The following is an 18,904-nucleotide window of genomic DNA, read 5'->3' on the forward strand; positions in this document are numbered from 1 at the left end:
CGCTATCGCGAGCAGGCTCGCTCCCACATTTGTTCTCTACTAGCCGTCAGTTCGAGGTCTTGGCCATCTGCCTATCCGATGCGCGCCAGATCAATCGCGTCGTGTCGTATCCCTGCTGACGCGCCTTGCTCAGCAGTTCTTCACGCACTACACCATTAACCGACGGCGTGCGGGACAACAGCCACAGATACTTACGGCTTGGGTCACCGACGATGGCGGTCTTGTAATCGTCGCTGACGTACAACACCCAGTATTCCCCCTTCGCCACGCCTGGCAGCAATCGCGAGAACCAGGTATCAAACTCGACCCACAATTTGTCGGTCTTGCCCGGTACCTGTGGATAAGCCGTGCCCTTGGCCTCTTCCCACTCCCAGTCTGCCGTCAGGCAGCGATTCAACACCTGGATGTTGCCATCAGGCTTGAGCGTGTAATGAGCTTCGGATTGCGCACAGTTGCGCTGAAAGTACATCGGCAGGCGGGCCAACTCGTACCAGGTGCCCTGATATTTCTTGAGATTGACGCTGTTGACGGTCTTCGGTGCCAGTGAATCTTCGCCAGAAGTGGCGCAGCCGGCCAATACCAGGCCGGCAAAAAGCAGGATCAATAAACGCTTCATTATTTTTCTCCCGTAGGCGTATTGCCCCGGTTTACTTCAGGCCTTGGCCAGAAAACATCAGCACTTTGTCACCGGCATACTGCACGCTGATAAAGCTATTCTTGTCACCCCAGGTGCAACTGGACATGCCGAGCGCGCCCGAGCAATCAGTGGCTTTACCCAGCAAGGCTTCAACTTCTGCCTTGGGCATGCCGGCCGAGAGCTTCGAGTAGTTTTCCTGATTGATCTTGCTGCAAGCGGCCAAAAGCACGCAGAACGAAAGCAAGGCGATAGATCGCAGCGACATGGTGAAACTCCTGGTACGTAGGGGATTGGCACGGCTGCCAAGCAGAAGCTTAGAAGAGAAAACCCCCATCTGGTTCCCCACGCGCCCGGCTATTTATCGGGCCGCTCGTCTGCCGGTTTTTTTGAAAAATCAGCCACTTTCTCTGGCTATTGGGTATTTCGTCGGCTTTCGCAAAAAGACGCCTAATCTTTGGCGCTGGCCAGTCGACATAGAAGCAGCGCCAAGCCTCCTAGTGTGGCAAATTGACGCCCCCTCGCTGACCAGCCCCTCCGCGGTAGTGCATTCAATGACCAGAAACATGAAATTCAGCCACAAGATCCTGCTGGCAGCCGCCCTCGTGGTCGCCGTTGCGTTCGCCTGCTTTATCTTGTTCAACGACTACCGCCAGCGCCAGACCCTGCGCAGCAGCACCGAATCTTCGATGCAGGAACTCGGCAGCCTGACCACCAGCAACATCAAGACCTGGCTCGAAAGCCGTATTCAGTTACTGCAATCGCTGTCCCAGCAGATTGCCGTGGACGGCAGTGCCCAAGCCAACCTCAAACGCGCCATCGACTTGCCGGCCTACACCAGCAACTTCCAGCTCAGCTACTTCGGCGGCACTGATGGCGTGATGTTCTCGGTCCCTGCCGGCAATCGCGCCGCGGATTACGATCCCCGCGCTCGCGGCTGGTACAAGGCCGCCAACAGCGCGCAACAGACCATCGTTACCGAGCCGTACATCGCAGCTTCTTCAGGCAAACTGGTGATCACCGTGGCCACGCCGGTGCAGCATCAGGGCCAGATGATCGGCGTTGCCGGCGCGGACATCGACCTGTCCAGCGTCAGCGCGATCATCAACTCGCTGAACTTCGGTGGTCACGGCCATGCGTTTATCGTCAGCGCCGACGGTAAGATCCTGATCCACCCGGACAGCAAACTGGTGCTCAAAACCCTCGCCGAGGCCTACCCTAACGGCGCACCGAAAGTCAGTCCGGGCATGAAAGAAGTCGAACTCGACGGCAAGACCCAATTCATCTCCTTCACCCACGTCAACGGCGTGCCGTCAGCCGACTGGTACGTGGCGCTGGTGCTGGATCAAGACACTGCATTCTCGATGCTCAGCGAATTCCGCACCTCAGCGATCATCGCCATGGTCATTGCCGTGGTTATCATCATCGCGCTGCTGGGTATGCTGATCAGTTTCCTGATGCAGCCCTTGCTGACCATGGGTCGCGCCATGCATGACATCGCCGAGGGAGAAGGCGACCTGACCAAGCGCCTGACCATCCATGGCCACGATGAATTCGGTGCGCTGGGCATGTCGTTCAACCGCTTTGTGGAGCGTATTCACACCTCGATCCGCGAAGTCGCCTCGGCCACCGGCCAGGTCAACGAAGTCGCGCTGCGCGTGGTGGCCGCGTCGAACTCATCGATGTTCAACTCCGATCAACAAGCTTCGCGCACCAGCAGCGTGGCCGCCGCCATCAACGAGCTGGGCGCCGCGGCTCAGGAAATCGCCCAGAACGCCGCCCTCGCCTCCCAGCATTCGAGCGACGCCCGCGAATTGGCTGAAGATGGCCAGCAAGTGGTGGATAAAACCATCGCAGCGATGCAGCAGCTCTCGGCGAAGATCAGCGATTCGTGCGGCAACATCGAAACGCTCAACAGCAATACCGTGAACATCGGACAGATTCTGGAAGTGATCACCAGCATCTCGCAGCAGACCAACCTGCTGGCGCTGAACGCCGCCATCGAAGCGGCACGCGCCGGTGAAGCCGGCCGTGGCTTTGCCGTGGTGGCGGATGAAGTGCGCAACCTCGCCCACCGCACCCAGGATTCGGCGCAGCAAGTGCAGAAGATGATCGAGGAACTGCAAGTCGGCGCCCGCGAGGCGGTCAGCACCATGACCGACAGCCAGCGTCAGAGTGAAAGCAGCGTGGGCATCGCCAATCAGGCGGGCGAGCGCCTGAGCAGCGTGACTCAGCGCATTGGCGAGATCGACGGAATGAACCAGTCGGTGGCCACGGCGACCGAAGAGCAGACCGCTGTCGTGGAGTCGATCAACGTCGACATCACCGAGATCAACACGCTGAACCAGGAAGGCGTGGAGAACCTGCAGGCGACCTTGCGGGCTTGCTCGGATCTTGAGCAGCAGGCGGCGCGGTTGAAGCAGTTGGTGGGTAGTTTCCGGATTTAAGCTGCTTTCACTGGACCCATCGCCAGCAGGCTGGCTCCCACAGGGGATTTGTGAACGACACAAACCAAATGTGGGAGCCAGCCTGCTGGCGATGGCGGCATCAGCTACAGCAGAAAACTAAAAGCGAGACCCAGACCCCGAAAGAAACTCGATTTCCTCTGCCGTCGACTTCCTTCCCAACACCGCATTCCTGTGCGGAAACCGCCCAAACCGCGCAATCACTTGCTGATGCTTTTCGGCATAACTCAGGTAATCGGTAAACAGGGCACGGTCGGCTTCCGGCTGCTGCGCAACCAGGTCGATGTATCGCGAAACCGCCTCGTTCTGCACCGCCAGATTCTCGCAATGCTCAAACACCAGGTAGATAAACACCCGCTGAATCGGCCGCAACTGGCGATCGAAATCCGCAGCAATGCCTTGCGCCACGAGTTTTTGGGCCCGTAGATCACCAGAGAACGATTTGGGAGTGTCGCGATAGATCATGCGCGGGAGTTGATCGAGCAGCAGCACCAGGGCCAGCCAACCTTCGGGGCGTTGCGCCCAGTCAGTCAAACCGCCGGCCAGTGCCTGCTCGACCCAGTCCCCGAAACGCTCGCGCGCTTCGAGGTCCTGGCTGTCGCGCTTGCCGAACCATAACCTGCCCTTTTGCGCCGCTATCTCGCTGGGGGATTCGAAGTTTCCGAACCACCAGTCGAGCAACGGCTGCCAGGGCGCGGACATGGTTTATTCCTTGTGGTAAGCCGTGATGCGTGCGACTTCTTCTTTGGAACCGAGGAACACCGCGACACGCTGGTGCAAGCCATCAGGCTTGATGTCGAGGATGCGCTGATGGCCGTCGGTGGAAGCGCCGCCAGCCTGTTCAACCAGGAACGACATCGGGTTGGCTTCGTACATCAAGCGCAGTTTGCCCGGCTTCGAGGGTTCGCGGCTGTCGCGTGGGTACATGAACAGACCGCCACGGGTCAGGATACGGTGCACGTCGGCAACCATCGCGGCGACCCAGCGCATGTTGTAGTTCTTTTTCAGTGGACCTTCATCGCCAGCCAGCAATTCGCTGACGTAGCGCTGTACCGGCGCTTCCCAGTGACGCTGGTTGGACGAGTTGATCGCGAATTCCTGCGTGGATTCCGGGATCGTGATGTCTTCATGGGTCAGCACGAAGCTGCCCATTTCACGGTCGAGGGTAAAGCCTTTCACGCCATTGCCCAGGGTCAGCACCAGCATGGTCTGTGGACCGTAAATCGCGTAACCGGCGGCAACCTGCTGAGTGCCTGGCTGCAGGAAGGCCTTTTCGTTCAAAGGCTCGTTCTGGGTCAGGTATTCATTCGGGCAACGCAGTACCGAGAAGATTGTTCCGACCGGCGCGTTGATGTCGATGTTCGACGAACCGTCCAGTGGGTCGAATACCAGCAGGTAGGCGCCTTTCGGGTATTTGCCCGGAATCTGGTAGGCATTGTCCATTTCTTCGGACGCCATGCCGGCCAGGTGACCGCCCCATTCGTTGGCTTCGAGCAGGATGTCGTTGGACATCACATCAAGCTTCTTCTGCACTTCGCCTTGGACGTTTTCAGTGCCCATGCTGCCCAGAACACCGCCCAGGGCGCCTTTGGAAACGGCGTGGCTGATTTCCTTGCAAGCACGCGCCACCACTTCGATCAGGAAACGCAGATCGGCAGGGGTGTTGTTGCTACGGGTCTGCTCAATCAAATAGCGACTCAGGGTAACGCGGGACATGGAAGGCTCCGGTGGAATTGGGGGCTAAAAAACCCGCGCAGTTTAACGCGAGTCGAGGCGCATTTCCTCCTATCAGACGTGATCCGCCCAATAGAGTTCATGCGCCCGGTTGAGCGTAGTTCGAAACGGGCATTTTACCGTCAGATATACCGCTATCGCGAGCAGGCTCGCTCCCACAGGAGTTCGCATTCCCCTGTGGGAGCGAGCCTGCTCGCGATCGGGTGCGCAGCACCCGCTTTCAAGGTTTGACAGGCGGTTTTCGCAGCAAGCTGAACGCCATCGCCGCCAGGAACAAAACGCCCAGCAACAACACCGCCCACAGCCCGAATTTCTTCCAGTTGGTGTCAGTCGTCGCTGCCGCTGTCGCCGTGGAAGTGCTGCTCACCACTGCCGCGCCTTCGACCGAAGCCTTGCCCAACGTGGCAAACTTCGCGGCGCTGTAATCAGGAACAAGCGTCGACAACGGCAGGTTCGCGGCCTTCACCGTGGCGCTGCCCAGCGCCAGCGTGTAAGGGCCGGCGCCACGGGCCAGGAACACCACCTGCGTCGAGCGCACGGCAAACTTCAACGTCGGCGCTTGTGCGCCAAAGCCACCGCCGCGTTCGTCCACGACCAGCTTCAGTTGCTGCACGGTTTGCCCCGACAGCTGCAATTCGTTCTGCACCACGTCCTGGCCATTCTGGGTCAGGCGATAGAGCAACCCGCTGCTCAGGGACTGCCACGGCAGGCTGCTCTCGCGCCGTCCGGACAACGTCACCGGCGCCAGGCTGTTGGGCTGACTCAATTCGACCTGCACGCGCTCGACATTCAGCCCCATCGGCAATTGCCAGGTGTATTCACCGCTCTTCACGCTGCTGCCGGCCAACGGTTGCGACCAGACCAACGGCAGCGGCAGGCTGCGCGTGCTGGCGCTTTCCAGTTGCGCCGACGTCAGCGTCGGCGCCGATTGCGATGAATTCCACAGCAAGCGCAGATACCGCGCCGGTTGTCCCGGAAGCCCCACCTCATGTTGCTCGACCCGTTCGTCGGCAAACGTCAGGCGCGCTACCTGCCCTTCGCCCCACGACTGCCAATGCTGCAAGTCGTCGCTGGCCTCGATGCTGAAACGCTGGAAGCCATCGCGCTCGCTGGTCCAGTCAAGGACCAACTGCTGCAAGGGCGCCTTGATGCCGCTGGCGTCGAGCAACCAGCCACGCAGCACTTCCTCGCCCGCCTCCAGCTCAGTGGAGGGCTGCACTTCGACCAACGTGCCGCTCGCAGTCGATTGCACGCGTATGCCCGGCGCGCGCTCCGTGGCGTCCGCGGTGTTGTACAGCGGGAACCATTTCACGTCGGTCAGAGCGCGGCTCTCGCGGGTTGACGCTATTTCGCGAGCCAAGGCGTAGGCCTGGGCCTCGCCGGCGGCGTTGAACACACGAACATCGCTGAGATCCGTTTGCCGTGCATTGAGCTGCACGGCCAAGGGCAATTCAAGGCGATACCATGGCCCCTCGCCGCTCACCGACAACGGCACTTGCGTGGCGAAGTCCGCCGGTTTTTCCTGGGCGTTGGCCGACAGCGCCACACCCAGCGCAACAGCGCCCAACCAGCCCAGGTTCAGCTTCTGACTCAAGACGACACTCCTTCGGTTTGCGGGGCCGGTTTTTCAGCATCCGGTATAGCCTCGGCGCGCTTGGGCGGCAGCGGAGCGAAATAGCCCACTACCAACAGCAAGACACCGACGCCGATAAACGACACGATCCGCGCCAGGCCGCCGCGGTTACTCAGTTCGACAAAGAACAGTTTGGCCACCACCACGCCGATCAGCGCGGCGCCGATCAGCCAGACTTCGCGGCGATGCCGCAGATGGCCGCCGATCATCAGGCTCAGCGCCATCAGGGTCCAGACGATCGACAAACCGGCCTGCACCAGCATCGATTCGAGCAAGGCATCCAGCTCAAACGTCACGCCGCCCCAATGGTGAGCAGTGCGCATCACAAGCGCGGTAAAGAAGGCGAACAACGAGACACCGGCGATCAGTTGCGTGGCCTGTTCGGCGTAGTCCTTGCGAATCGCCAATTGCTCCACGGCGCTGCGGGACCAGACATAAACGCCGAACAGCGCAAACAGCAGGCCCAGCTCCAACGGGTTGATCAGCGGCACATAGGGCAGCGGCTCGGCGGTGCCGTCACTGGCGATGTTCGCCAGCCAGAACCAGCCAAGCATCAGCAACGCCAGCGGTGCCGCAGCGTAGACACGATACTCGCGAGCGTACGTCGACACCGGCCATGGCCAATTGCGCGGCGCAGCCATCAGCACCAGATACAGGCTCGGCAGGATCGCCCAACCCAGCCAGCGCCAGGCGTTGTACTGCTCGGACAACAGCAGCAAACCGTAACGCAGCTCCAGCGCCAGCACGCCGATCAACAGCCAGGCGCCGAGCACATGGGCGGTGCTCAAGGCGCGGGCCGGCAGCATTGGCGCCAAGCGTCGCAGGGAGACGAAATGCACGGCAAACACAGCCGTCCACACCAGCCAGCCAAAGTCGGCGGCCGGGTGATAACGCGAATGCCACGCGGCGAGCAACACAAGCGCGGCGGCGGGTATCAGCAAAGTGCAGAGCAGGCCGAGGGACGGCCATTTCAGGCGCAATGCCAACGCCGCCCACAGCGCCACGCTCACGGCCGTGACCGCCAGCAACCACGTCGCTTGCAGATTCAACGGCGCAAAGCGCAGCACTTCGCTGATCCACGCCAGTGCCCACCAACCCGCGCCCCACACCAGCAACACTTCAGATAATCGCTGCAAACTCAGCGCATCGAACGCCGAGCCGTGATTGCCGAGCTGCAAGCGCCAGGCCCCGACCAACGCGGCCAGGCCCAACACCAATGGCGTCCAGAAACCGCTGTGCGCCAGCGGCCTCATACCTTCGCTGGCCAGCGGGCCAAGCAGGTCCGGCCCGGCCAGCAGAAACGCGCCGCCGCCGATGACCTGCAACAACAGGCCGAAGATGAAACTCACCCGTTGCTTGAGGTACAGACTGAGCCAAATGATGAACAAACCGCTGGCCGCCCACACCGCACTCGCGGTTTGCCAGGGCAGCACGAACAGCACGGCCAGATTGATCAGCACCAGACCGGCCAGCAGCACCACCGACAAGCCACGCAACAGTCGAACGTCGTTGCGCACCATGTCGTCACGCGCGGCGAGCAACATGCCGGCGATCAGTGCCAGGCCAATCAGGGACGCGCTGAGCAAGCCGCTCCAGCCCGCGCTGAACACGGCGCCGGACTCACCGCCAGCGCCCTGCAATCGCAGCAGGAACAACGCACCGCCGAGCAACTGCACGGCGAATGCGCTGAACAGGAACGTGCGCGATTGCAGGCGCAGGCCGACAAACAAGGTCGCCAGGCCGGCCAATGCCCAACTGATTGCAGTGCCCTGGGTGAAGAAGAACAACGGCGCCAGCAAATAGAGGAACGTCAGAGCAAGACACGCCAGGACCGGTAATCCTTTGCGCTCCCAGTCCGACGTTTGCTCGGGCAAGGCTTTGCGCAATTGGTAGAAGCTGAACAGCAACGCCGCACCGAGCATCAACGCACCCAGCGGAGCGCCGTCGAGCAGGCTGCTTTCGCCCGTGCGCAGCTCACTGAGAAACGCCAGCGCGGAACCGAGTTGCAGCAGCAAGGCAAACGCCCGGGCCAGCGGTCGTTGCTGACGCAGACCGAGCCAGAAAATCCCCGCACCTTCTACAGCCCAAGCGGCTGACGTCCAGCGAGCGTCCAGCCCCAGCGGAATCGCCAGGCTGGCGAAGATCACGCCCAGCGCCAGACAGGTTTCCGCCAGCAGCAACGCCCGTCCGCCCATCAGCAGACGAGCGAGCCCCATGTAGATCATGCCTAACGCCAATGCGCTGAACGCCGTGGCAAATTCCAGATGCTGAACCAGCGCGAACTGCAAACCGAAGCCCACCAGAGGCGGGCCGAACAACATCGTTGCGTCGACGTAATCGCCTTTAGCTGCCGACCAGCGCAGCAACGCCTCGCGGCTGTCGTCTTCGGGCGCGTCGCTCATTTCCAGCAGCTTGCGCCGGGTGAACAGCAGGCCGATGGCCAGGTACATCAGGAAGAACAGGATCAGGAACGGCTCAGTGCTCCACAGCAGTTCCGGCGTGTAGGAGCGCAGTCCCCAGGCGAAGCCAATGCCGAAGGTGCCGACAAAGCCGATCAGGTTGAGCAGACGCCAGGCCTTGAACCAGGAGATGGCGAGGATGCCGGCATTGAGCAAGGCGAAATAGCTGAACAGCGCAACATGGTTGCCGGCACCGGTCGACGTCAGGATCGGCGCGGCGAAACCGCCCAGTGCGGCGACACACGCCAGCGCCAGGGAATCCTGGGTGATTGCCAGAATCGCAGAGAACACGGTCACCGCCACCAACAGGCCCAGGGCTGCCGTTGGATCAAGCAGCGGATGCAACCGCATGGCGGCGAACACCGTCAGGTACAACACGGCAATCCCGGTGCCTTGCAGCATCAATGCGTAATTGTTATTGCGATGGCGCAGCCACCAGCCCAACCCGAGCAAGCCCAGCGCAACTGCTGCCACCCCGGCATAACGCAGCTCGATCGGCACCACCATGCCTTCAGTGGCATAACGCAGCAGGAAGGCCAGGCCGAGAAACAACAGCACCACGCCGACCCGCAGCACGGTGTTGCCGCCGAACAGCCAGTTACGGGCGCCGCTGATGGCTCGGTCAATAAAATTGGGGCCACGAGGAATGGCGGGTTGTTGCGGCTCGCGAGCGACGGGCTCGGGCTTCCAGACATCGACTGGCAGCGGGCGACTGGTTTCAGTGGCTGCAGCAGTGACCGATTGGAGTTCAGGTGGGAGGTCCCAGATCAGCTCCGGGGCCTCGACGGGGATTTCGTCGAGTGTGAATTCAGGTGTCGGGGCGGGTTCGCTGACCACCGACTCGCTGGTCTCAGGCGCCTTGACGCCAGACACTTCGAGCAATGCCAGGCGTTGCTGCACGGCATTGAGCGCAACCTGTGCCTGCTCCAGAAGAACGCGTTGCTCGGCCGTTTGTGAACCCAAGCGAGCGATACGGATGGCCTGGCCAATACCCAACCCGAGCAGCGCGCCCAACAGCGCATCGCTGAACGACTCGTCAAGTATCCAGCCCAGCACCAGCCCAATCAGCATGAAAATCCATTGCATGGTCGATATCCCTAAGCGGCCCATTGCCTTGTGGCGCCTACGCTGACGCCATCGCGGGCAAGCCACGCTCCCACAGGTCATATGTCGATCTTGCGACCCATGAAGTCCTGTGGGAGCGTGGCTTGCCCGCGATTGAGCGCGCAGCGCTCACTGAAACTGCTGCTTAGTATATCGATCAGGCCCAACAACCGTCGGGCCTTGCTCGCAATTATTGCTAAAAGTTACTCCAGAGCTTTCCAAATCTCCGTGGCGTACTCGCGAATGGTCCGGTCGGACGAGAACCAGCCCATCCGGGAGGTGTTCAACACTGCCGAACGCCACCAGGCTTGCGAATCGTGCCAATGGGCTTCCACGCGCATCTGCGCGTCCCAGTAGGAATCAAAATCGGCGCAGACCAGGAAGCGGTCGTAGTCGATCAGCGAATCGATCAAGCCTGTGTAACGGGCCGGATCATCCGGCGAGAACACCCCGCCACGAATCGCCTGCAGCACGTCATTCAAGCGGTGTGATGCGGCAATGTCCGGCGTCGCATTGAACTCATGGTTCTGCTTGCGCGCTTCAACCTGCTGGGCGCTGAGGCCGAAAATGAACATGTGCTCGGCGCCGATGAATTCGCACATTTCGACGTTGGCGCCATCGAGGGTGCCGATGGTCAGCGCGCCGTTGAGGCCGAATTTCATGTTGCTGGTGCCCGATGCTTCAAAGCCCGCGGTGGAAATCTGCTCCGACAAATCCGCCGCCGGAATGATGCTCTCCGCCAAACTGACGTTGTAGTTGGGCAGGAACACCACTTTGAGCAAACCACGCACGGTCGGGTCGTTGTTCACCACCCGGGCAATGTCGTTGGTCAGTTTGATAATCAGCTTGGCCTGGTGATAACTGGCCGCTGCCTTGCCGGCGAAAATCTTCACCCGCGGCACCCAGTCGATTTCAGGCTCGGCGCGAATCGCCTGATACAACGCCACGGTGTGCATCAGGTTGAGCAACTGACGTTTGTATTCGTGAATCCGTTTGACCTGGACATCGAACATCGCCGCCGGATTGACCGCGATCCCCAGTCGCTCATGAATCAGGTACGCCAAGGCTTTTTTGCTGTGCAGCCGCTGCTCGGCGAAAGCTTTGCGGAACGCAGCTTTCTCGGCGAACGGCTCCAGATCCTTCAGGCGTGCTTCAGGGTTGTCCAGCAGGTCCGGGCCGAGAGCGTCGACCATCATTGACGTCAGCTCGGGGTTAGCCTGATAGAGCCAGCGTCGGAAGGTGATGCCGTTGGTCTTGTTGTTGATCCGCTCCGGATAGAGTTTGTGCAGTTCCGAGAACACGGTTTTGCGCATCAACTGCGTGTGCAGCGCGGACACACCGTTGACGCTGTGGGAACCGAGGAACGCCAGGTTGCCCATGCGCACGCGGCGGCCATTGTCTTCTTCGATCAGCGACACCGCGCGCAGCACGTCGAAGTCGTGAATGCCTTTGGCGCGCAGCGAGTCGATGTGCTGGGCGTTGATCTGGTAGATGATCTGCATGTGCCGCGGCAGCATGCGCTCCATCAAACCGACCGGCCAGGTTTCCAGCGCTTCGGGCAGCAACGTGTGGTTGGTGTACGAGAGCGTGTCGACGGTGACTTGCCATGCCGCATCCCAAGCGACGTCGTAGACGTCAACGAGTTGGCGCATCAGCTCTGCCACAGCAATCGAAGGGTGGGTGTCGTTGAGCTGGATGGCTGCGTGATCGCCCAGCGTCAGCACTGAGGTGTGCATATTGCGGTGTCGGCGCAGCAAGTCCTGCAAGGACGCAGCGACGAAGAAGTATTCCTGGCGCAGACGCAGTTCCTGGCCGGCTTCGGTACTGTCGGCCGGGTAGAGGACGCGCGAGATACTTTCCGCCCGGGCAACTTCGGCTACCGCGCCCAAGTGGTCACCGGCGTTGAAGCGTTCCAGGTGCAAATCTTCCACCGCCCGGGCACGCCACAGGCGCAGCGTATTGACGCTCGCCCCGCGCCAGCCAACCACCGGCGTGTCGTAAGCAATGGCGCGAACGGTTTCCACCGGGGTCCAGACCTGTTTGGTCTTGCCGGCTTCGTCGGTGACGGTTTCGACACTGCCGCCAAAACCGATCGGGTAAACCACCTCTGGCCGTTCAAATTCCCAAGGGTTGCCGAAATCCAGCCAGTGTTCGGTTTGTTCCTGCTGCCAACCATCGACGATGGCCTGGCGGAACAAACCGTGTTCATAACGAATGCCATAGCCGTGGCCGGCAATGCCCAGGGTCGACATGCTTTCCATAAAGCACGCTGCCAGGCGACCGAGGCCGCCGTTGCCCAGGGCCGCGTCTGGCTCCAGCAGGCGAATGCGTTCGAGGTCGACGCCCAGTTCGGTCAGGGCCTCACGGGCGACGTCCAGCAGGCCGAGGTTGCTCAGGCTGTCGTAGAGCAGCCGGCCGATGAGAAATTCCAGGGAGAGGTAGTAAACCCGTTTCTGACCTTTGCGGTAGATCTGCCGGGTGTGATCCATCCAGTGCTCGACCATGTGATCGCGCGCTGCCAATGCAATCGCTTCGAACCAGTCGTGGTCAAACGCGTGATCCGGGTCTTTGCCCACCGCGTAGGTGAGTTTGGTCAAGACGGCGTCGCGGAATGCGGCCACCTCTGCTTCGCGAACAAGTGGTTCTTGAGTCATCGATAGGACCTCGAGCGAGCGTGGAGTTGTTGAGCCTAGACGGTCTGACCGGCCGCGGAGGCTCTGGTTCGGCAGTTTTTCCTGATAGTGCGAGATAGGCCGACATTACATTGTCATGTGCCTTAATCAATGCAGGGGCCGTGCCGGATTAACGGTGATATCGGACGGTTGTCAAAAAAAACTGGCGAAAGGTTGTTCAAAAATCCACCAGTCCCGGTATGATCGCGCGCCCTGATGCACACGCTGGTAACAACCGATGATGAAGTCCAACCTGATCGCTGCCGCCGAGATCGATCGCCTCGACACCTGGGCCAAGTATTCTGCGCCAATGTGCGGTTCCTGTGTGTCCAGTTGCTGCACGTTGCCGGTCGAGGTCAAGATCAAGGATCTGATCCGTATCGGCATCGTCGACGAGTTCGAGCGCGGCGAACCGGCGAAGAACATCGCCAAGCGCCTGCAGAAGGAAGGAATCGTCGAGCGCTACAACCAAAAATCCGAAATCTTCACGCTCCAGCGCATGAGCAACAACGATTGCCTGTACCTGGATCGTAAGAGCCGTCTGTGCACTATTTATGAAAAGCGCCCGGATACTTGCCGCAATCACCCCAAGATCGGCCCGCGTCCGGGGTACTGCGCTTACAAGCCCAAGGAAGTGGCGCGCGAGAGCAGCGAGAGCCGTCGCACGCTCGAAAAATTCTGATCCAGGATCTCGCTGCCTGACCGGGCCTCATCGCGGGCAAGCCCGCTCCCACAGGGTTCGGCGCTAAACACAACTTATGTGAACACCCAAAATCACTGTGGGAGCGGGCTTGCTCGCGATGAGGTCAGCACAAACACTGCACAAACCCCAGACAAACAAAAACGCCCCCGACCTTGCAGTCGGGGGCGTTTTTTTGCAGCTAACTAAATGACTTAGTTACCAGCTTTTTTCGCAGCGCGGGTACGCTCGCTTTCGCCCAGGATCTTCTTGCGAAGACGGATGGACTTAGGAGTGACTTCGCACAATTCGTCTTCTTGAACGAATTCCAGAGCCTGCTCCAGGGTGAAGCGGATAGGCGGAACCAGAGCGATGGTTTCGTCTTTACCCGAAGCACGCATGTTGTCGAGCTTCTTGCCTTTGGTTGGGTTGACGCCAAGGTCGTTGTCGCGGCTGTTGATGCCGACGATTTGACCTTCGTACACGTCTTCACCGTGACCCAGGAACAGTTTGCCGCGAGCTTGCAGGGTTTCCAGCGAGTAAGTCAGAGCCTTACCGGTAGCAACCGAAACCAGCACGCCGTTCTGACGGCCGGACATGTCGCCGGACTTCATCACGTCGTAACGGTCGAAGATCGAGGTCAGGATGCCTGCACCGGAGGTCAGGGTCAGGAACTCGTTACGGAAACCGATCAAGCCACGAGCCGGGATGTTGTACTCAAGGCGCACACGGCCCTTGCCATCCGGAACCATGTTGGTCAGGTCGCCTTTACGGATACCGATCTGTTCCATGATCGAACCTTGCGATTCTTCCGGCAGGTCGATGGTCACGTTTTCGTACGGTTCGTGCTTGACGCCGTCAACCATGCGGATGATCACTTCCGGACGACCAACACCCATTTCGAAGCCTTCGCGACGCATGGTTTCGATCAGTACCGAGAGGTGCAGCTCACCACGGCCGGAGACTTTGAACTTGTCGGCGGTGTCGCCTTCTTCAACGCGCAGGGCAACGTTGTAGAGCAGTTCCTTGTCCAGACGTTCCTTGATGTTACGGCTGGTGACGAACTTGCCTTCTTTACCGCAGAAAGGCGAGTCGTTTACCTGGAAGGTCATGGAAACGGTTGGTTCGTCAACGGTCAGCGGCTTCATCGCTTCGACGTTCAGTGGGTCGCACAGAGTGTCGGAGATGAACAGCTGGTCGAAGCCGCTGATGCAGACGATGTCGCCGGCAGCTGCTTCTTCAACGTCGATGCGGTGCAGACCGTGGTGACCCATCAGCTTCAGGATACGGCCGTTGCGCTTCTTGCCGTCGGCGTCGATAGCGACAACCGGAGTGTTCGGCTTGATGCGACCACGAGCGATACGGCCAACGCCGATAACACCCAGGAAGCTGTTGTAGTCCAGAGCGGAGATCTGCATCTGGAACGGACCGTCACGGTCGACTTTCGGCGCAGGTACGTTGTCGACGATCGACTGGTACAGCGGGGTCATGTCTTCAGCCATGTCGGTGTGTTCCAGACCGGCAATGCCGTTCAGGGCCGAGGCGTAGACGACTTTGAAGTCCAGCTGTTCTTCGGTGGCACCGAGGTTGTCGAACAGGTCGAAGATCTGGTCCAGAACCCAGTCCGGACGCGCGCCTGGACGGTCGACCTTGTTGATGACCACGATTGGACGCAGGCCGGCTTCGAAAGCCTTCTTGGTCACGAAACGGGTTTGCGGCATAGGGCCGTCTTGAGCGTCAACCAGCAGCAGAACGGAGTCGACCATCGACATTACGCGTTCAACTTCGCCGCCGAAGTCGGCGTGGCCCGGGGTGTCCACGATGTTGATGTGGTAGCCGTTCCAGTTGATGGCGGTGTTTTTCGCCAGAATGGTAATACCGCGCTCTTTCTCCTGGTCGTTGGAGTCCATCACGCGCTCGTCGTTGAGCTCGTTGCGCTCCAGGGTGCCGGATTGACGCAAGAGTTTGTCTACCAGGGTGGTTTTACCATGGTCAACGTGAGCAATGATGGCGATGTTGCGTAGATTTTCGATCACTTGTGTATCTCGATCAGAGGATTCGGTGTGCTGACAAGTCTTGGCAGCGATTTACAGTAGAGTCAGGCCTTGCCGTTACAGCTTGACGGCAGAGTCGGGGGGCCGGTGACGCAGGCCACAGGCATACAGCCCCGGGCTCTTAGCTCGGTCGATAAACGCGCACATTGGCATGCCCCTCACTGAGCAAATGGTGGGCATGCAGGCGACTCATCACGCCTTTGTCGCAATACAGCAGGTACTGGCGAGTAGGGTCCAGTTCCTTGAAACGAGCGTTCAATGCATAAAACGGCATCGTCTGTACCTCAATGCCGGCGAGCTCCAGCGGGTCGTCTTCAGCGGCATCCGGATGACGGATATCGATGATGATCTGCCCCGCCAGCGCTTCGCTGACTTCTTCGATCTGCAAGTCCTGGCCCAATTCGTCGATCACGCGATCGATCGGCACCAGCTTGGCGTTCTCGAGCGCACGCTCAAGGACTGCCATGTCGAACTGTTGTTCTTCGTACTCCACGCGCGGTCGCTTGGCGTGGGTTTTCGGGTTCACCGAAATGACCCCGCAGTATTCCGGCATGTGCTTGGCGAAGTCGGCAGTGCCGATTTCGTTGGCCAGATCGATGATGTCCTGCTTGTGACTGGCGATCAGCGGACGCAAGACCAGCTTGTCGGTCACGCAGTCGATCACGGACAGGTTCGGCAATGTCTGGCTCGACACCTGGGAAATCGCTTCGCCGGTGACCAGCGCCTCGATGTCCAGCCGATCGGCAATACGGGAAGCAGCGCGCAACATCATACGCTTCAAAACTACACCCATATGACTGTTATCGACTTTACCGAGAATTTCTCCCAGTACTTCCTCGAACGGCACACTCACAAATAACACGCGCTGGGAGCTGCCGTACTTCTTCCAGATGAAGTGCGCGACTTCCATGACGCCCAGTTCATGGGCACGTCCGCCCAGATTAAAGAAGCAGAAATGGCTCATCAGCCCGCGACGCATGATCTGGTACGCAGCAACGGTGGAATCGAAGCCGCCAGACATCAGTACAAGCGTCTGTTCCAGGGCTCCCAGCGGATAACCGCCGATGCTGTTGTGCTGGCTGTGGATCACGAACAACCGTTTGTCGCGAATTTCGATGCGAACTTCGATTTGCGGCTCTTTCAGCGAGATTCCGGCGGCGCCGCACTGACGACGCAGTTGGCTGCCGACGTATTTCTCGACATCCATCGAGCTGAATTCATGCTTGCCAGCCCGCTTGCAGCGCACCGAAAAGATCTTCCCGGCCAGCGAATCACCGAAGTGCTGCTTGCACTTGGCGACGATGTCGTCGAAGTCGCCCAGCGGGTATTCATCGACCTGCAGGAAATGCGCGATGCCGGGCATGCAGCTCAGGCGTTCGGTCATCTCCTTCAGGGCCTTGGGCTCGCTGACGCGGGTTTCCAGCTCGAGATTGTCCCACACACCGTTCACCACCACAGCCGGGTCCAGGTCGCGGAGCACGGTACGGATATTTTTGGCCAACTGGCGGATGAAACGCATCCGTACCGGGCGGCTCTTGATGGTGATCTCGGGAAAGACTTTTACGATTAATTTCATGAAAACAGCGCGCGCAGGCCCAGCCGAAAAAGGGGGGCGCGGATTATAGCGGAAATTGCTCAAGGTTTAACCAGTTAATGTGCAGAAGGTTTCGCGCGCACCAAAACAGGTCATTTGACGATTTAAACGCTACATTACAGGGCGTGATTTTCAGCTTTATGCCGCTTTGTACGTTTATAAGCGTGAAATTGGGGCAAAAAACCCATGCTGGGGCACTGGCATGCAATTTGCTCCCTTGTGAGGCAGGTTGCCTTGGCAGAGTATTCGCGCCGGCATCACCCACATTCTAAGGGCATCCACTACTAAGCCCGAAGCCACCCGGAGGACACTATGTCGAAGTCGGTTCAACTCATCAAAGATCATGACGTCAAGTGGATTGATCTGCGCTTCACGGACACCAAAGGCACTCAGCACCACGTGACCATGCCGGCTCGCGACGCGCTGGATGAAGCTTTCTTCGAAGAAGGCAAAATGTTCGACGGTTCCTCCATCGCTGGCTGGAAAGGCATCGAAGCTTCCGACATGATCCTGATGCCGGACGACAGCACCGCTGTCCTCGACCCGTTCACCGAAGAGCCAACCCTGATCCTGGTTTGCGACGTGATCGAGCCTTCGACCATGCAAGGCTACGACCGTGACCCACGTGCGATCGCCAAGCGTGCCGAGGAATACCTGAAGTCGACCGGTATCGGCGACACCGTATTTGTTGGCCCGGAGCCAGAATTCTTCATCTTCGACGAAGTGAAGTTCAAGTCCGACATCTCCGGCTCCATGTTCAAGATCTACTCCGAACAAGGTTCGTGGATGTCCGACCAGGACGTGGAAGGCGGCAACAAAGGCCACCGTCCAGGCGTCAAAGGCGGCTACTTCCCGGTTCCGCCGTTCGACCACGACCACGAAATCCGTACCTCCATGTGCAACGCCATGGAAGAAATGGGCCTGGTCATCGAAGTTCACCACCACGAAGTGGCGACTGCCGGCCAGAACGAAATCGGTGTGAAGTTCAACACCCTGGTTGCCAAGGCTGACGAAGTTCAGACCCTGAAATACTGCGTACACAACGTTGCTGATGCATACGGTCGCACCGCGACTTTCATGCCTAAGCCGCTGTACGGCGACAACGGTTCGGGTATGCACGTTCACCTGTCCATCGCCAAAGATGGCAAGAACACCTTCGCTGGCGAAGGTTATGCCGGCCTGTCCGACACCGCCCTGTACTTCATCGGCGGTATCATCAAGCACGGTAAGGCCCTGAACGGCTTCACCAACCCGTCGACCAACTCCTACAAGCGTCTGGTCCCAGGTTTCGAAGCGCCAGTAATGCTGGCCTACTCGGCTCGCAACCGTTCCGCTTCGATCCGTATTCCTTACGTGTCCAGCCCTCGCGCTCGCCGTATCGAAGCACGTTTCCCGGATCCGGCAGCCAACCCGTACCTGGGCTTCGCTGCACTGTTGATGGCTGGCCTGGACGGCATCCAGAACAAGATCCACCCTGGCGACGCAGCTGACAAAAACCTGTACGACCTGCCGCCTGAAGAGGCGAAAGAGATCCCACAAGTTTGCGGCAGCCTGAAAGAAGCCCTGGAAGAGCTGGACAAAGGTCGTGCGTTCCTGACCAAAGGCGGCGTTTTCAGCGACGACTTCATCGACGCTTACATCGCCCTGAAAAGCGAAGAAGAAATCAAGGTTCGTACCTTCGTACACCCACTGGAATACGAGCTGTACTACAGCTGCTGATCCGGTAGCGCTGCACCACGCGGCGTGACAAAAGAGAGGCCTCCTTCGGGAGGCCTTTTTTTTGGTTCTTCACGGATTACCGGGAAAGACGCTCTTGATCTTCATGAAAAAGAACTCGCTGTCCCGGTAACCGTAAGCCATCCGCTTGATGACCTTT

12 protein-coding genes and 1 pseudogene are annotated in these 18,904 nt (G+C 59.5%); 4 read left to right on the forward strand and 9 right to left on the reverse strand.

Going from position 1 to position 18,904, the window contains the following annotated elements; all coding sequences use genetic code 11:
- Positions 1-46: 46 nt before the first annotated feature.
- A complete protein-coding gene (locus tag HNR03_RS22220) occupies positions 47-616 on the reverse strand; it encodes a lipocalin family protein (RefSeq protein ID WP_259155752.1) in 570 nt (189 codons plus the stop codon).
- Positions 617-647: 31 nt separating this feature from the next.
- Positions 648-902, reverse strand: coding sequence for a hypothetical protein (locus HNR03_RS22225; RefSeq protein WP_090176709.1), 255 nt, complete (start codon positions 900-902; stop codon positions 648-650).
- Positions 903-1,200: 298 nt separating this feature from the next.
- Between HNR03_RS22225 and HNR03_RS32015 the strand changes: the two are divergent.
- Positions 1,201-2,223, forward strand: a pseudogene (locus tag HNR03_RS32015) (cache domain-containing protein); the annotation flags it as partial.
- 93 nt (positions 2,224-2,316) lie between these two features.
- Positions 2,317-3,081, forward strand: a complete 765-nt coding sequence (locus tag HNR03_RS32020) for a methyl-accepting chemotaxis protein (protein ID WP_405046077.1) — start codon at positions 2,317-2,319, stop codon at positions 3,079-3,081.
- A 117-nt stretch (positions 3,082-3,198) separates the two neighbouring features.
- On the opposite strand, the gene HNR03_RS22235 is transcribed toward HNR03_RS32020, so the two are convergent.
- The 5 genes from HNR03_RS22235 to HNR03_RS22255 all read right to left on the reverse strand — a co-directional run bounded on the left by HNR03_RS22235 (position 3,199) and on the right by HNR03_RS22255 (position 12,683).
- Positions 3,199-3,801, reverse strand: coding sequence for a DUF924 family protein (locus HNR03_RS22235; protein ID WP_259155755.1), 603 nt, complete (start codon positions 3,799-3,801; stop codon positions 3,199-3,201).
- A gap of 3 nt (positions 3,802-3,804) precedes the next feature.
- On the reverse strand, positions 3,805-4,815 hold the full coding sequence (locus HNR03_RS22240) for a class 1 fructose-bisphosphatase (RefSeq protein WP_259155756.1): 1,011 nt from the start codon (positions 4,813-4,815) through the stop codon (positions 3,805-3,807).
- Positions 4,816-5,053: 238 nt separating this feature from the next.
- Entirely contained in the window at positions 5,054-6,427 is a 1,374-nt protein-coding gene (locus tag HNR03_RS22245; RefSeq protein ID WP_259155757.1) for a DUF3999 domain-containing protein, read from the reverse strand.
- On the reverse strand, positions 6,424-10,011 hold the full coding sequence (locus HNR03_RS22250; RefSeq protein ID WP_259155758.1) for a DUF2339 domain-containing protein: 3,588 nt from the start codon (positions 10,009-10,011) through the stop codon (positions 6,424-6,426). The genes HNR03_RS22245 and HNR03_RS22250 overlap by 4 nt, the downstream gene beginning before the upstream one ends.
- A 221-nt stretch (positions 10,012-10,232) precedes the next feature.
- Complete coding sequence (locus HNR03_RS22255; RefSeq protein WP_259155760.1) at positions 10,233-12,683, reverse strand: glycogen/starch/alpha-glucan phosphorylase; 2,451 nt, start codon at positions 12,681-12,683, stop codon at positions 10,233-10,235.
- A 259-nt stretch (positions 12,684-12,942) separates the two neighbouring features.
- On the opposite strand from HNR03_RS22255, the gene HNR03_RS22260 reads away from it, so the two are divergent.
- Entirely contained in the window at positions 12,943-13,383 is a 441-nt protein-coding gene (locus HNR03_RS22260; RefSeq protein WP_090188351.1) for a YkgJ family cysteine cluster protein, read from the forward strand.
- Positions 13,384-13,595: 212 nt separating this feature from the next.
- Here HNR03_RS22260 and typA read toward each other — a convergent pair whose 3' ends face one another.
- Positions 13,596-15,416 (reverse strand): translational GTPase TypA, encoded by a 1,821-nt coding sequence (gene typA, locus HNR03_RS22265; RefSeq protein ID WP_007907857.1) that lies wholly within the window; start codon positions 15,414-15,416, stop codon positions 13,596-13,598.
- A 139-nt stretch (positions 15,417-15,555) separates the two neighbouring features.
- Complete coding sequence (gene thiI, locus HNR03_RS22270) at positions 15,556-17,010, reverse strand: tRNA uracil 4-sulfurtransferase ThiI (protein WP_259155762.1); 1,455 nt, start codon at positions 17,008-17,010, stop codon at positions 15,556-15,558.
- A 330-nt stretch (positions 17,011-17,340) separates the two neighbouring features.
- Here thiI and glnA point away from each other — a divergent pair, with 330 nt between their 5' ends.
- The gene (glnA, locus tag HNR03_RS22275) at positions 17,341-18,747 is read left to right on the forward strand and encodes a glutamate--ammonia ligase (RefSeq protein WP_010464555.1); all 1,407 of its coding nucleotides are present in this window, start codon (positions 17,341-17,343) and stop codon (positions 18,745-18,747) included.
- Positions 18,748-18,904: the final 157 nt, after the last annotated feature.

Source organism: Pseudomonas sp. JAI111 (genome assembly GCF_024809425.1).
Lineage (GTDB): Bacteria > Pseudomonadota > Gammaproteobacteria > Pseudomonadales > Pseudomonadaceae > Aquipseudomonas.